Origin of the sequence: Pseudoalteromonas sp. XMcav11-Q (assembly GCF_040104525.1) — a bacterium.
Classification (GTDB): domain Bacteria; phylum Pseudomonadota; class Gammaproteobacteria; order Enterobacterales; family Alteromonadaceae; genus Pseudoalteromonas.
Genome location: NZ_JBECOX010000013.1, coordinates 48,571 through 64,583, shown reverse-complemented (window position 1 = coordinate 64,583; position 16,013 = coordinate 48,571). Strand labels below are relative to the sequence as shown.

11 protein-coding genes and 4 tRNA genes are annotated in these 16,013 nt (G+C 43.9%); 3 read left to right on the top strand and 12 right to left on the bottom strand.

The annotated features are described in order from the left end of the window. The first annotated feature begins 164 nt into the window (after positions 1-164). Positions 165-2,591: a glycerol-3-phosphate 1-O-acyltransferase PlsB gene (plsB, locus tag ABMY45_RS18725; RefSeq protein ID WP_349289329.1), complete on the top strand. Its 2,427-nt coding sequence runs from the start codon at positions 165-167 to the stop codon at positions 2,589-2,591. A 49-nt stretch (positions 2,592-2,640) separates the two neighbouring features. Here the strand turns inward: plsB and ABMY45_RS18720 are convergent, their stop codons facing one another. The 10 genes from ABMY45_RS18720 to murB form a co-directional block, all read right to left on the bottom strand. After that, a complete protein-coding gene (locus ABMY45_RS18720) occupies positions 2,641-4,725 on the bottom strand; it encodes a TRAP transporter fused permease subunit (protein WP_174170914.1) in 2,085 nt (694 codons plus the stop codon). A gap of 36 nt (positions 4,726-4,761) precedes the next feature. Further along, positions 4,762-5,778, bottom strand: a complete 1,017-nt coding sequence (locus ABMY45_RS18715) for a TAXI family TRAP transporter solute-binding subunit (RefSeq protein WP_349289328.1) — start codon at positions 5,776-5,778, stop codon at positions 4,762-4,764. A 552-nt stretch (positions 5,779-6,330) separates the two neighbouring features. Further along, the gene (gene tuf, locus ABMY45_RS18710) at positions 6,331-7,515 is read right to left on the bottom strand and encodes an elongation factor Tu (RefSeq protein WP_119230648.1); all 1,185 of its coding nucleotides are present in this window, start codon (positions 7,513-7,515) and stop codon (positions 6,331-6,333) included. Between the two features lie 137 nt (positions 7,516-7,652). Beyond that, a tRNA-Thr gene (locus tag ABMY45_RS18705) sits at positions 7,653-7,728 on the bottom strand. A gap of 13 nt (positions 7,729-7,741) precedes the next feature. After that, positions 7,742-7,816 (bottom strand) — tRNA-Gly (locus tag ABMY45_RS18700). A 44-nt stretch (positions 7,817-7,860) separates the two neighbouring features. Then, positions 7,861-7,945 (bottom strand) — tRNA-Tyr (locus tag ABMY45_RS18695). A gap of 48 nt (positions 7,946-7,993) precedes the next feature. Continuing rightward, a tRNA-Thr gene (locus ABMY45_RS18690) sits at positions 7,994-8,069 on the bottom strand. 124 nt (positions 8,070-8,193) lie between these two features. Next, a complete protein-coding gene (locus ABMY45_RS18685; protein ID WP_010607927.1) occupies positions 8,194-8,886 on the bottom strand; it encodes a type III pantothenate kinase in 693 nt (230 codons plus the stop codon). Next, complete coding sequence (gene birA / locus ABMY45_RS18680) at positions 8,883-9,875, bottom strand: bifunctional biotin--[acetyl-CoA-carboxylase] ligase/biotin operon repressor BirA (RefSeq protein WP_174170915.1); 993 nt, start codon at positions 9,873-9,875, stop codon at positions 8,883-8,885. The genes ABMY45_RS18685 and birA overlap by 4 nt, the downstream gene beginning before the upstream one ends. Continuing rightward, positions 9,862-10,881: a UDP-N-acetylmuramate dehydrogenase gene (gene murB / locus ABMY45_RS18675; protein ID WP_211867521.1), complete on the bottom strand. Its 1,020-nt coding sequence runs from the start codon at positions 10,879-10,881 to the stop codon at positions 9,862-9,864. Before murB ends, birA begins: the two co-directional genes overlap by 14 nt. 183 nt (positions 10,882-11,064) lie before the next feature. On the opposite strand from murB, the gene ABMY45_RS18670 reads away from it, so the two are divergent. Then, the gene (locus ABMY45_RS18670) at positions 11,065-12,909 is read left to right on the top strand and encodes a M1 family metallopeptidase (RefSeq protein WP_211868959.1); all 1,845 of its coding nucleotides are present in this window, start codon (positions 11,065-11,067) and stop codon (positions 12,907-12,909) included. Positions 12,910-12,980: 71 nt separating this feature from the next. Here the strand turns inward: ABMY45_RS18670 and hemE are convergent, their stop codons facing one another. Beyond that, positions 12,981-14,045, bottom strand: coding sequence for a uroporphyrinogen decarboxylase (gene hemE / locus ABMY45_RS18665; RefSeq protein ID WP_227387604.1), 1,065 nt, complete (start codon positions 14,043-14,045; stop codon positions 12,981-12,983). A 466-nt stretch (positions 14,046-14,511) separates the two neighbouring features. Between hemE and ABMY45_RS18660 the strand changes: the two genes are divergently transcribed. Continuing rightward, positions 14,512-14,982, top strand: a complete 471-nt coding sequence (locus tag ABMY45_RS18660; RefSeq protein WP_010607921.1) for an Rsd/AlgQ family anti-sigma factor — start codon at positions 14,512-14,514, stop codon at positions 14,980-14,982. A 76-nt stretch (positions 14,983-15,058) separates the two neighbouring features. Here the strand turns inward: ABMY45_RS18660 and fkpA are convergent, their stop codons facing one another. Next, positions 15,059-15,811, bottom strand: a complete 753-nt coding sequence (fkpA, locus tag ABMY45_RS18655; protein WP_026001096.1) for an FKBP-type peptidyl-prolyl cis-trans isomerase — start codon at positions 15,809-15,811, stop codon at positions 15,059-15,061. Between the last annotated feature and the right edge of the window lie 202 nt (positions 15,812-16,013).

Here is a 16,013-nt window from a genome sequence, read left to right as displayed (position 1 = left end):
CTCACAAAAAGCACTTAGAGTAAAATTCACTCTACTCAAGCATTTGCTTCTGTTAATCTTCCATAGATATATTGCGGCAGGAAAACATGGATGACACCTTTGAAAATGGTCAGTCCAGTTAAATCTTGGTATTCTATGGTTAATGATAATTGTTCGGTATTCCCATGCAGATTTTTTCTTATTTGCTAACAACCATCGCTCGCTGTAGCAACTGGCTTTTTGTTAAAAGTAAAGTATTGCCAGAGCATCCCATTGAGGATTACGAGCTAGATCCCAGCATTCCCACATTTTATGTAGCGAGACTCGACTCGGTATCAGACATGGTCGCGCTAGACGTTATGTGTAAAAAGCTTGGTTTACCAAGGCCGTCTCAAAAAGCGCGAATTGGCAATAAAGAGCTCAATCGTTTTGTTGGGATCCAGACTCCGCCAAGTGTCTTTGGTAATAGTCATAAACCAAGTGATGCGCTTGAACATAGCAAAGCGATTTTTGAAGCCTTAAAAGATAGCGACAATACCGATGCGCAAGTTATTCCAGTCACTATATTGTGGGGTCGTAATCCAGGTAAAGAAAAGCCTGGTGTGGGAACCTTATTATCCAACTCATTAACACCGAGCTGGCTACGCAAATGCTTTGTGATCTTGTTTTCAGGCAGGGATAACTTTGTTCGATTTTCCCGCCCGATTGAACTCAATCAATTGTTAAACGATAAAGCTGACGTTGAGGAGCTGCCACATAAGCTGCTGCGCGTTGCACGCGTGCACTTCCGTCGTCAAAAGTTGGCTGCTACCGGCCCCAAATTACCATCACGTGAGCAGCTATTTAATTCTATCTTAGCGTCGCAAAGCATTAAAAAGGCCATTGCAGAAGAAGCAAAGGCAAAAGGTCTAAGTCAGGAAGAAGCAAGATTACAAGCACTTAGATTATTAGACGAAATAGCCGCAAACTATTCAGACGCCATGGTGCGCGTAGCTGACAGGGCCCTCACTTGGCTGTGGAACAAGCTTTATAATGGTATTGAAGTTAATAACTCAGACAAAGTACAAGCACTTGCGGACAAAGGACATGAGATCATTTACGTGCCATGTCATCGTAGCCATATGGATTACTTGCTTCTAACTTATGTGATTTACCATCAGGGTTTAGTACCACCGCATATCGCAGCTGGCGTTAATCTCAACTTTTTCCCTGCGGGCCCGATTTTCCGTCGTAGTGGTGCCTTCTTTATTCGCCGCTCTTTTTCGGGCAACAAACTCTATTCCGCGGTATTCAAGGAATATTTAAGTCAGTTATTTATCAAAGGGTATTCCGTTAAGTTTTATACCGAAGGCGGCCGCAGTCGTACAGGTCGTCTACTACCACCAAAAACGGGGATGCTGGCAATGACACTGCAATCTATGCTTCGCGGCATTGATAGACCTATATCATTAGTGCCCGTTTATCTCGGCTACGAACATGTTATGGAGATCAACACCTACCTCAAAGAGCTGGCTGGCAACAGTAAGAAAAATGAGTCTATCTTTGGTATTTTTAAGGCGATTAAGAACCTTAAAAACTATGGTAGAGGGTATTTAAATTTTGGCGATCCGATATCAGTCAACCAATTTTTAAATGAACATCAACCAGATTGGCGTGATTCTATCCACCCCACCGAAACTCAAAAGCCAGCTTGGCTGAACAAGCGAGTTGCCGATCTCGCTGATGTCATCATGACTGAGATAAATAACTCAGCAGCACTGAACTCAGTTAATTTGCTTGCGACAATTTTGCTGAGTAACGAGCAATTTGCATTGCCTAAATCACAACTGCTACAACAGCTCGATTTGTATCTTGGACTACACAGACATGCACCTTATCACGACAATGCGACGGTGCCAGATTCGAGTCCTGAGGGCCTACTCGATCATGCGCTTAAGCTTGATAAGTTCGATATTATTGAAGACAGTTTTGGCAGCATCATTAGTGTTAAGGAAAAAGAACGCGCTCTGCTTAATTATTACCGTAACAATATTCTGCACCTGTTTGCCGTACCAAGCTTAATCGCTCAGCAGCTCTTCAATCGCTACAGCTTGACTGTTGATGAGTGCCGCAAAGAGGTAGCGCTGTTGTATCCCTTGTTTGCAAAAGAGTGGTTCTTAACAGACCTTAAGACAGGATATATAGAGTCCATTTTTGAATACTTTGCGGCTAAGGATCTGATCACCTTTGATGGTCACCTTGCCTCAGTTAACAAAGATGGTAGCGCATTGGCACAATTAGAAATGCTAGGTAAAGTGATCCACTTAACGCTTGAACGCTATGCAATCACGATTAACCTCGTTAAGCGTCATCAAGGATTAAGTCGTAGCGAGCTTGAAAAAGAAAGTGCACTTCTTGCCGACCGACTAGGAACTTTACACGGTATCAAAAGCCCAGAGTTTTTTGATAAAAAAGTGCTCAGTGCGTTTGTTACTAGTCTAAAAGAGCAAGGCTTTATAGAACAAGATGAAGCCGTGGGCATTCGCGGCACAGAATCACTACATACTTTAGAGCAGTACTTAAAAACCCTGCTACCTGCTCGAATACATCAGTCTATTCAGCATATCGTCTAATATCATAAGGCCCCAATTTAGGGGCCTACTTTATGGTGCATAGCAAAGCTTAAGTTAGACGATTATCTACTACTTGCTTTATAACAACAGCAATAACACATAGTGCCGCCGCTATATCTACAGAGATCATTTGATGCGGCCAAACTAAAGCGATACCTAAAAGCGCTAACACCATCCTGATTGGTTTATTGAGCTTCGCCTCTGCATAACCGTATATCGCTGCTACCAAAGCGTACATTCCCACAAGCGCGGTGAAAAAAACCTGCATGATCTCGAAGTTACTCCCCCCAATAAACGGTGTATAAGCAAACAGTAAGGGAACGATGTATAGCGCTTTGGCCGTTTTCCATGCTTCTATACCTGTTGCCATCGGCGGTGTTTTGGCAATTCCCGCGGCGGTAAAAGCGACTAAGCATACCGGCGGTGTCACATTGCTATCTTGCGATAACCAAAAAATAATCATGTGGGCAGAAAGTAGCATCATGGCCAAATGCGTGGCATCAAATTGGCTACTGCGAATAATATCAATAGCCTCTGGCGGCAAGCTTGCCAAAATAGTAGACACTTGAGCCGCTGTAATATTTGGCTGGTTGTATATCTCTCCTAGCGCTGGCGCCATCATACTCATCATCATCGTCGCAGTGTCATTGAGTTGACCATTTACTATGATCTCTACCAGTGCTGACTGGCTGATCAAGCCATACAAAGCCGGTGCAGAAAGCGTTGCCAACACAATATACGATGCCGTCACTGGCAGTCCCATACCGATAATTAACGAGGCCAATGCAATCAATACCAACAACAGTATCAAGCTTGCTCCCGCCCATTCATTTATCATTAGAGAAAAAGTAACCCCTAAGGAGCTGATCGAAATACAATTAACCAGCATACCAATGGCCACCAATAATATTGCTGTCTTAGCGCTGTTTTCAGTTGCATTCGCAAGCGCAGCCAAAATCTTTGACCACCTCATCGGCGAAGATGAAAACAAAGAAAACAGACACACACTGAGCGTCGCAATACTAACTGCATAAGTTGGCGTAAAGCCATAAATCATCAATGTTACGAGCAACACGATAGGTAATAAATGATGCCAACCGGACTTCAGTTCTTGCCAAGCACTTAATTGCTCTGACTCTAATGCTGGCTGGATATTCAAACGTTTAGCTTGGATACGTACAAAGATGGCAATAGATGCGAAATAAAGCAGTGCGGGAACAAAGGCCGCCGAAATTATCGTAAGATAAGGAATTTGAGTATAAGAGGCCATCACAAATACACCTGCCCCCATAATCGGCGGGATCAGCTGACCTCCAGTCGATGCTCCGGCTTCAACTGCTGCCGCAAACTTTGCAGGAAAGCCAGCTCTCTTCATTAATGGAATGGTGATCACCCCAGTCGCCGCTGTATTCGCGATAGCAGAGCCCGATACGGAGCCCATCATACCCGAGCTCACAACAGCAACAAGTCCTTGTCCGCCAACCATGCGACCGACAAGCGCATTGGCAAAGCGAATGATAAAGTCCCCTGTTCCGGCTTGGACTAGAAATGCGCCAAACAGGATAAACATAAAAACAAACGTCCAAGAAATTTTAGCAATAGGTCCAAACAAGCCGTCATCAAAGTAATTGCGAAATAAAATAGTTTCTGCGCTTAAACCAGCAAAATGAAACACGCCATCGATATACTGTCCCAAAAACAATACATAGCTCATCGCCAGTAGGATCATCATCGGGATAAACCAGCCCATACAGCGCCGGACCAACTCAAGCGCGAGGAGTACAGCGGTGGAAGATGCTATCCAGTCAGCCGCAGCAAATTCATAATTACGCGCAGCCAGCGCATCACTGTACAGAACAAGATAGCCACAGCTCACGATTAAACCGATAAACAGCCCGATATCAATAACGCAAGAAAGCACTGCTAATTTGCCAACTCTAAGTGGCAAGGTGAGCAAGATAATGCTACCAAATAGCATGAAGTGAATGGCTGAAATATAGTTATCCGGCCAAGTGGCGACCAAGTTAAAATAGAGGTGCAACAAACTCGTGAGTATCGCTAAATAAAAAGCGATCCGCTCACGAGCTGCTGTTGGTGCTACTAATGTGCTTTGCTCATTGCTACTATTACTCATTGATAGATACTATCCCGTTTTACTTAGTTGACGGCGCTACTGCAGATGAGCAGGTACGGCAATACCTATTTCTTTATAATACTTCAGCGCACCGGGATGTAGTTTTGCAGGCAGTCCCATGAGTGCCTTTTCTATCGCCATGGCTTTAGTCGCTTTATGGATGGTTTGAAGAAAGACTAAATTTTCATAAATTGCCTTGGTGAGCAGATATACATCTTCCTCACTCATGTCTTTATGTGCAGCAAGAAAGTTTGGCTGGGCAATCGTTTTGATTGCGTTAGTTTGGCCGGGGTAAGTGTTAGCTGGGATCTCGAAGCGTGACCATAGCTCTACCTCAGCGTTGACTTTATTTAGCTGCTCATCAGTAAAATCCAGCACCGCGATACCATTGGCATCGGCTGCATAAGCACTTGTAATAGCGCTGACAGGTACTCCTGCTGGAATATTCATTCCCGCAATCTGACAATTTTGTAGGGCGCTAGAAGAGCCCGCGTAACCTTTATGCACCAAAGTGAATTTGTCACTATCAACGCCCAGTGCAGCCATGATGTGCTTCCCAGAACCTTCCGTTCCAGAGTTACGCTTACCAATGCCAAACCCTTGTGAATATAGGTTTTTCAAATCTGAGACGTTGCCCGTTTTGGCATACTTCTTAGCAATGACAAAGTGCTCTACGTTTTGCCACAGCATAGTCACAGAACGCAGATAATCTTGTTTGCCAACGGATGCCATTGCCCCCGTCCCCTGTGTCGCCCACGCACCGTAAAGACCCTGTAGAATAGCCAGTTCAGCTTCTTTATTACGCATGAGTTTGAGGTTATCACCAGAACCAGCAGAGGTAATGGCCGAGACACTCATGCCATGCTGCGGCGTGACTTTTAGCTTAGTTAGTGTCGCAATCGCGACGCCTACTGGGTAAAAAGTGCCACCAGATGAGGCTGTTGCCAAAATATAGGATCTGTCTTTATCTACATTAGCAAAGCTTGCAAAAGTACATAGTGACATTGTGATACTGAGCACAGCAGAAATTGTGCGAGCCGAAAGACCTAACATCTTTACACTCCCTAATTTTAGGTTTTATATGGGCTTATTGTGCACACCTTTACGCAATTAACCAAATTTTTACGTGGCTGGTGGCAGGATATCAGCATATAGAATAGGGAGATTAAATGGTGAGAATATGGATTTTAAGCTATCGAAAGCAAATATAAGAACATTATCGAGTTGTTCGTTATAAACATCACAATGACAGGAATGATGCTTCTATAGGAGAATGACCCTGTTCGCAGGTCGCGATATAAAATCGCTGCTACGAGGCATTAAAAAGTCTGTATTTCTTATTTGAGAATGACCCTTTTCATTGATCGCGATCTAAAATCGCTGCTACGAGGTATTAAGAAATCTGTATTTCTTATTTGAGAATGACCCTTTTCACTGGTCGCGATATAAAATCGCTGCTACGAGGCATTAAAAAGTCTGTACGCCTTATTGGAGGATGACCCTTTCATTGATCGCGATATAAAATCGCATCTACAAGGCATTAAAAAAGGCCGTACTCTTTATCAGAGAACGACCTTTTTTATGTGTGTTACGACAATCTACAGATTACTCTTCGATTGTTGCTACAACACCAGCACCTACTGTACGGCCACCTTCACGGATAGCGAAACGTAGACCTTCGTCCATCGCGATTGGTACGATTAGCTCAACAGTCATCTTGATGTTGTCGCCTGGCATTACCATTTCTACGCCGTCTGGTAGCTGGATGTCACCAGTTACGTCTGTTGTACGGAAGTAGAACTGTGGACGGTAACCTTTGAAGAAAGGAGTGTGACGACCACCTTCATCTTTCGAAAGTACGTATACTTCTGAAGTGAATTTTGTGTGTGGCTTGATTGAACCAGGCTTACATAGTACTTGACCACGTTCAACTTCATCACGCTTAGTACCACGTAGTAGTGCACCGATGTTCTCACCCGCACGACCTTCGTCTAGAAGCTTACGGAACATCTCAACACCCGTACAAGTTGTCTTCGTAGTTTCTTTAATACCTACGATTTCTACTTCGTCGTTCACGTTGATGATACCAGCTTCTACACGGCCTGTTACTACTGTACCACGACCCTGGATTGAGAATACGTCTTCGATAGGCATGATGAATGGCTTATCGATGTCACGCTCTGGCTCTGGGATGTAAGAATCTAGTGCTTCTGCAAGCTCAACGATCTTCGCTTCCCACTGCTCTTCGCCTTCTAGTGCTTTAAGCGCTGAACCTTGGATTAGTGGTAGGTCATCACCTGGGAAGTCGTACTCAGAAAGTAGTTCACGAACTTCCATCTCTACTAGCTCTAGTAGCTCTTCGTCGTCAACCATGTCACATTTGTTCATGAATACGATGATGTAAGGTACACCAACCTGACGAGAAAGTAGGATGTGCTCACGTGTTTGAGGCATAGGACCGTCAGTAGCAGCAACTACTAGGATCGCGCCGTCCATCTGTGCAGCACCTGTGATCATGTTTTTAACATAGTCAGCGTGTCCTGGACAGTCTACGTGTGCATAGTGACGAGTTGGTGTGTCATACTCAACGTGTGAAGTTGAGATTGTGATACCACGCTCACGCTCTTCTGGAGCGTTATCGATTGATGCGAAGTCTTTTGCTTCACCACCGTATACTTTTGCAAGTACGTTAGTGATTGCTGCAGTTAGAGTTGTTTTACCGTGGTCAACGTGGCCGATTGTACCTACGTTTACGTGCGGTTTTACGCGTTCAAACTTTTCTTTTGCCATGACGAAACCTATAAGTTTTGTGTATCTAGATTACATATAAAAATAATCCACGACGAGTGTGGATTAGAATTATTCAGTCTATTATAAATATTTTTTCGACAATTCAAAGGAAGTATTTGAGAAGATTCTTCGGAGACTGGTGCTGATAGGCAGATTTGAACTGCCGACCTCACCCTTACCAAGGGTGCGCTCTACCAACTGAGCTATATCAGCACGCCAGACGAACTGGAGCGGGCAGCGGGAATCGAACCCGCATCATCAGCTTGGAAGGCTGAGGTAATAGCCATTATACGATGCCCGCTTTAGGAACCTGTTCTTAACTACCTCTAACCGTCAAGAATAAAGTGGTGGAGGGAGCTGGATTCGAACCAGCGAAGGCTGAGCCGTCAGATTTACAGTCTGATCCCTTTGGCCGCTCGGGAACCCCTCCACGTAAAATTCTTTCCTAAAGCATCCTATACAAGATAGGGTAAAAAGATGGTGCCGACTATCCGAGTCGAACGGATGACCTACTGATTACAAGTCAGTTGCTCTACCAACTGAGCTAAGTCGGCACTGCTTTAGTACGGGGCGAGATATTAGAGCAACCATTGACTTGATGCAACAGGAATATGCAAAAAAATTTAAATTTATTGTTCAAACGCTCAGTTTTAAGCCAATCCCATGACATTTTTACAGTTATTGTGGGTTTTTCCACCAAACTGACAGCCCTTTGAATACCAAAAGGTCATCAAAAACCGCTGACGCCACATGATTTTTTATTAACTCGCCATATCCACCTGCACACAATACCAACGCAGACTCATTATTAAGTTGCTGTTTTGCACTATGTACGAGCCCAAGTGTTGCGGCTAACGCACCATTTTTCACCGCCTCTGGTGTATTTTTAGCAAATTCTGCGGCAAAAGGCGTGTTCTCATCACAAAATACCCGCTCTGCACGCGCGGTAATACTGGAAATCATGAGATCGATACCTGGTAAAATCCACCCTCCCATGTGTATCCCATGTGCAGTCACTACATCAACCGTGGTCGCAGTGCCAGAATCAATTACGATAATATCTTGTGTTGGATATAGAGCATGCGCGGCGAGTACCGCAAGCCACCTATCAATTCCCAAATTTTTAAAACTAGGATAGGCGCAAGTTACCCCAGCTCGCCTTGCCGATACTTGTGCTTGCTCTAGCACAAGACCAAACTCAGAGGCACGACTTTCCACCCACTGTAATCCCGCCACCTTACCAACCTGAGAGCAGACAATTGCGGTTAGCTTTTGCCATTCAATATCACTTTCTTTTACTGGACTAATACGGCCTTCATGCTCAAGCGCATATTTAACTGCAGTATTACCTACGTCGATTAGCAGTTTCACGATATCACCTTTCTTAACGAAATTTCACCGCCATAAAAAGCTTTAAGCTCACCATCTTGCCTAAGCAATAAGCCTCCTTGCATATCGATGCCTTCACAGATCCCACGCCATTCTCTTTGTCCTGTACTCAAGGTCACTGCGTCACCTTTAAAGGCATTTAGACTATTCCATTCGGTCACCATTTCGCTCAGTCCAGACTCTTTATACTGGGCAAGACGCTCAGACAAAGAGTGAGTGAGCTGCACCACTAACTGATTTTTATCAATTTGGCCTAAGTGCGTTTGCAGATCTGTCCAAGCTTGATCGATGTGTTTAGAGGCAGATTCTGGCATGCATATATTTAGCCCAATCCCAATCACGAGATGGCAAGGCCCTTCCACCTGCCCCTCTAGTTCAACCAAGATCCCCGCCAGTTTTTGCTGGTTGAGATATATATCGTTTGGCCATTTTAGTTCAACGGAAATACCATAAAGGACCTTTAACGCATCATATACTGCAAGTCCTACAGCAATGGATAAGCCCATCGCCGCTTGCATGCCAGCGTCAAACTGCCAGTAATAACTGTAATAAAGGTTAGCACCAAAGGGCGATTGCCATACCCGACCTCTGCGCCCTCTGCCAGCTTGCTGCATTTCAGCCACCAAGACATGGCCTGAGCCTATATTCTGTTTGTCCTGCAAACGACGCATTAGCTCGCTATTCGTTGAGTCTATAATTGCGTGATATTCGATTGGACACTCACTTTGAAACTGCTGTTGCCATAGAGTATTCAACTTACTTTGATGAATAAGCGGTAAGCTATAATTGAGTTTATAACCGCGGCCATTGACTCGAAAAATATCCACGCCCATCTCTTGCAACGCCGCTATATGCTTCGCAATAGCCGCGCGACTAATACCTAATTGCTCGCCAAGTTCTTGCCCTGAGATAAATTCTCCTTTATTCAAGGCCGCTAAAATCGTTTGCTTTTTATGATCAGGCGTTTTCATGGCATTCCACACTTTGTAACTGACATTCACCATGCTTTGTTATAAGGCGCACTTCATGCTCGAGTAACACAGCAAATTTTTGCCAAACGGTTTGCTGAATATGGCTCACTAACTGTGTTAAATCTTCACCGGTGCTGCCACCAGTATGAACAAGTACCAGTGCTTGTTTCTCATACACACGAATGGCTCCACGGTGGCAGCCTTTTAGACCCGCTTTGTCAATTAACCAGCCAGCCGCAAGTTTTACATGGTCATTGTCCACATCAAACGCTGGCATCTCTGGAAATTTACTTTGCAACTGAGCTGCAAACGCCCTATCAACTACTGGGTTTTTAAAAAAGCTCCCGGCATTTGCAAGCGTCGCAGGATCGGGCAATTTACTGTTTCGAGTAACTATCACCGCTTCACAAATCTCTTGCGCGGTTGCTGTATCACTCAAGCTTTGTAGAGGGCCATAACTTAACGTTGGCTGCCAACGTTTAGGCAAAGTCAATGTCACTTCAGTAATAACAAACTTATCTTTTAGGCGGTGTTTAAAGACTGAATCTCGATAGCCAAATTCACACTCAGCATTTGTTAATGTCGTGAAGCGCCGCTCAGCGATATCAAACCCTCTAACGGCGGTGATAAATTGTGATACTTCAACGCCGTAGGCGCCGATATTTTGTACCGGCGCCGCACCAACAGTACCAGGGATCAGCGCGAGATTTTCTAACCCGTCAATTTCGTTATCAAGCAGCTTTGTAACGAGCTGGTGCCAGTTTTCTCCAGCTGCGACTGTAACAACATAACTATCATCTTGTTGCTCGATATCGACACCTAAGGTCGCAAGCTTAATAACGGTTCCAGCATAGTCTTCCAGAAAAATGGTATTACTCCCTTCCCCAATTAAAAAGAAAGGACGACTGAAATCGAGCTCAACCAGCGCATGTGGATCTGTGATAACGATAAGGGACTCGCAACCCGACGGCAGCGAAAAAGTGTGATAAGACTGCAAACTAGTCACTGCAGCACCTTGCCAATATTAACTAAACTGGCGCTAGTGTAGCGCATTGCCCTGACTTACGCATTAACGTCATCTTACCCATCATTTTATGTAACCCATCGGCTAATACTGTTTAAATGGTTAGAAATTAGTTATGTTAGCCGTTCTAATTGGGAATATTCTTTTTATAAGAGCAGCATTATGATGAAACTTTCGGCACTTACGCTCAGCCTTGCCATGGCTGGCCTTGTCCACACTGCTGATGTAAACGCAGCCGTTGACCAACACACTTACGCCAATCTTAACGATGTTATTACCACACACTTGCATTTAGACCTAGACGTTGACTTTGAAGATAAGCAGCTAGAAGGTTTTGTTGAACACACGCTAGATTGGCAGAACCGCCAAGCAAGAACACTGGTACTAGATACGCGTGACCTCGAAATCGACAAAGTGATGTATCAAGGTAGAGATGATAAATGGCATACCGCCAAGTTTGATCTTGCCAAGCGCGATGATGTGAAAGGTGCTAAGTTAACTATTCACTTTAAAGAGCAAGCAAAAAAAGCACGTATTTATTACAACAGCTTGCCAGTAGCATCAGGTCTACAGTGGTTAACACCGCAGCAAACCGCAAGTAAATCTCACCCATTTATGTATAGCCAGTCTCAAGCTATTCATGCTCGTAGTTGGATCCCTGTGCAGGATACGCCAGCAATGCGTGTGACTTACTCTGCTCGCGTACATACGCCTAAAGATGTGCGTGCGGTAATGAGTGCGGACAATACCGGCGCATTGATCAAAGATGGCGATTATTGGTTTGATATGCCGCAAGCTATCCCACCGTACCTAATTGCAATTGGTGCAGGTAACCTTGAATATAAAGAGATGTCGCACCAAACTGCGATTTTTGCAGAACCGCAAATCCTCGATGCCTCTGTTGCAGAGTTTAACGATACACAAGCGATGATCGACAAAACCAATGCCATGTATGGTGAATACGCTTGGGGTAGATACGACCTGCTCATGTTGCCGCCTAGCTTCCCGTTTGGAGGTATGGAAAATCCACGCCTGTCATTTATCACGCCAACCGTAGTTGCCGGTGACAAAAGTTTAGTAAACCTAATCGCCCATGAGTTAGCGCACTCTTGGTCTGGCAACTTAGTGACCAACGCGACGTGGGAAGACCTATGGCTAAATGAGGGTTTCACCTCTTACGTTGAAAACCGTATTATGGAAGAAGTGTTTGGTCGTGACCGCGCGGTGATGGAGCAAGCACTTGACGCTGCTGGGCTGCGTGCACAACTTAAAACTATCGCCGCTCCTGATACACGCATGAATTTAGAGCTTAATGGCCGCGATCCTGACGATGCGTTCAGCTCTGTACCTTACACTAAAGGTCAATTATTCCTTATTTATCTAGAAGAAAAGTTTGGTCGTGACAAGTTCGACAAGTTTGTTAAAACCTACTTTAACACTTTCTCTTTTAAATCTCTGACTACTGATGAATTCGTCGCGTACTTAGACAAACACTTACTACAGCAATATCCTGGTATCGTGAGCTTAGAAAAAGCCAAAGAGTGGATTTATGAGCCAGGCTTGCCAAGCGACGCACCGAACCCAACTTCTGATGCCTTTGAAAAAGTGGATGCGCTAACTCAAGCTTGGTTAAAAGACGAGAAAACACTTGCAGATTTACCGACCGACGCTTGGACAGTACATGAGTGGCTGCACTTTATTAATAACTTACCAAGAGATCTCGCTATCGAGCGTATGGAAGCCTTGGACAAGGCATTTAAGCTGACGCAATCGACCAACGCTGAACGCGCATTTGCTTGGTATATGCTAGCAGTAGGTAACGGCTATCAAGCTATTTACCCAGACCTTGAAAAGCACCTGGTAAGTATTGGTCGTCGCAAGCTTATTGTGAATTTATACAAGTCACTCATTAAGCATGGTAAACGTGACTGGGCTTACCGTGTTTACCAACAAGCACGTCCGGGATACCACCCACTTGCTCAAGGCACCATCGACGCTTTGTTTGAATAATACATTTCAAAAACAAAAAGAGCGCTTCTGTGAGCGCTCTTCTCCATTTTAAGTTTAAGTTCAAACTTAAATTACTTGTGATATTGACGGCTAAATTCGTGAACCGCGTTGATGAAAACACCTGCATTTTCAGGGTCAACATCAGGCGTAATACCATGGCCTAAGTTAAACACATGACCATTACCTTCGCCAAAGCCAGCTAATATATGCTGAACTTCTTCACGAATACGCTCATGGGTACCGTGTAGCATTGAAGGATCCATATTACCTTGTAGTGCAACTTTATCGCCTACACGACGTTTTGCATCGGCAATATCAATCGTCCAGTCAAGGCCAACTGCATCACATCCAGTGGCTGCAATCGCTTCAATCCATTGACCGCCGTTCTTCGTGAATAATGTCACAGGTACTTTACGACCGTCATTTTCACGAATAAGACCGTCTACAATTTTATGCATATATTGTAGTGAAAACTCTTTGTAGTCACGCGGGCTTAATACTCCACCCCAAGAGTCGAAGATCATTAGCGACTGAGCACCCGCTTTTACTTGCGCATTTAGGTAGTCGATAACCGAATCAGCCACTTTATCTAGCAGTAGGTGTAGTGTCTGCGGCTCCGCAAACGCCATCTTTTTAATCTTACCGAATGTTTTGCTGCTACCGCCTTCAATCATGTAAGTCGCTAGTGTCCATGGTGAGCCTGAGAAACCAATAAGTGGTACTTCACCTTTAAGCTCACGACGAATTGTGCTCACCGCATTCATTACATAACCAAGCTCATCGGTTGGATCCAATTTAGGTAGCTTTTTAACATCGCCTAACGATTGGATAGGACGCTCAAACTTTGGACCTTCACCGGTTTCAAAGTAAAGTCCAAGTCCCATTGCATCTGGAATAGTCAAAATATCGCTAAACAGAATCGCCGCATCTAGTGGATAACGACGAAGCGGCTGTAATGTCACTTCACATGCCAGCTCTGCATTTTTACAAAGGCTCATAAAGTCACCAGCTTGTGCTCTGGTGGCACGATACTCTGGTAGATAACGACCAGCTTGGCGCATCATCCATACTGGTGTGACGTCAACTGGTTGTTTTAATAGCGCTCGTAAATAACGATCGTTTTTTAATTCGCTCATAGCGTCTCTATTCCAATACTTAAATTCAATTGTGCGGATTGTATCACTAAGTGCACATGGGCACTATCTAAACTATCCTTGCCAGCGCCTCGTCATGATCTAGATTAAACCTCACTTTATTAGGAACAAATTCATAAGCTTGTGTAAAAGTTACCGAAACAAGCAATTAAACTGTTTGCAACACGATTAAAAGGTTGGTATAAAATTACCGCGTTAGAAAAATAACAACAAAACACCTTCAATTAAAAAAATAACAACATTACGCAACAAGCTAAACTGCTATTTTGAACCACCTTGAGTTTCTCTCGGTGGTTTTTTTATTTTTATCCTCCTGAATTTGTTAACATTCCCGATAATCAAACCAATAATCTTTTGATCTTTTTACGCTTTTACAGAAAAAATTGGTTGACCTTTTGCCCCGTTTCCCTTTCCATAGAGGTAGGTAACCCGCTTAAGGAGAATCACTATGCTTTCGCAGTTAGAACAAGCCCAACAGAAATGGGGAGGTAGCCATAGTGTTATTGATGCATGGTTAGCAGAGCGTCAGGAACTATTGGTTTTATATTATAAAGTTGCAGGATGCTCACCAACTCGAAATGGTAAAGCACTTCCTGAGCAAGTTGACATTCAGTCATTCTGCCAGATTTTGATGGACTATCTTTCAGCTGGTCATTTTGAAATTTATGACAACATTGTTGAGGCCTGCCAAGAAAAAGGCCCTGAAAGCGCAAAATTAGCTCAGTCACTGTACCCTCGGATCACAGATACGACTGATACCGCACTTGATTTCAACGACAAATACGCTGAAGTAAATCAAGAAACGCAAGAATTAGCAGACTTCGATAACGACTTGTCTGTATTAGGTGAAACGCTTGAGTTACGCTTCCAATTGGAAGACGAACTGATCGATAACCTTTATTCTAATCACACTGAATAGTCTAAATTTGCGGGCACCAAAATATAAAAAAAGGTGAGATAGCTATCTCACCTTTTTCTTTACGGACACTGCCAAATTATTCAGCAGCTTCTTCAGCTTCGTCTTCGATACCTAGCAGTTCAACTTCAAATACCAGTGTTGAGTTAGCTGGAATTTTACCAAGGTTACGAGTGCCGTATGCAAGCTCCGCAGGAATAGTAAACTTATACTTAGCGCCAGTGTTCATTAACTGTAGACCTTCAGTCCAACCTGCAATTACTTGATTTAGGTTGAAAGTAGCAGGTTCATTACGTGCGTAGGAACTATCGAACTCAGAACCATCTAGCAACGTACCTTTATAATGTACTGTCACCTTGTCTGTTGCGACTGGCTTTTTACCGTCGCCTTCGCTTAGCACTTCATATTGAAGACCTGACTCAGTCACCTGAACGCCTTCTTTCTTCGCGTTTTCAGCTAGGTACTTATCACCTTCCTCTTTATTCTTCTTCGCGTCAGCTTCAACCTTAGCAGCTTGCTTTTCACGAACAGAAGAATCTAGTGAAGTGAGTACTTCACGAATTTTTGCTTCATCCAGCTTAGCTTCACCAGCCAGTGCATCTTTAAAACCACGCATTAATAACTCTTGATCAAGTTCAATGCCTAGCTCTTTTTTATCCGCTAAGTCTTTTTGCAAAAAGTTACCAACTGAAGCACCGATACCGTATGCTTGCTGTTGCACTTCTGTATCTAGCTTAACTTCAGCAGGCTTCTGCTCTTCTGCTTTTTTATTACACGCTACTAGTGCTAACACTGAAGCAGCAACGAGTGACAGTTTAATCGTCTGTTTCATTCTCAACTCTCCGACAGTCCCTACTATCAAAACACCAATGCTCGCGCAAGAGAGCTTGATATGCGGTGCCATTGTTAATTTTATATTAATAAGAAAAGGTGCTAGCCACATTAACATTCTCTAATCAGAATGCCAATATGCATTTGCTTGCCATTATCGCGTAACGACATTACGCTTTTAATACGCTAATATCAAAATAATA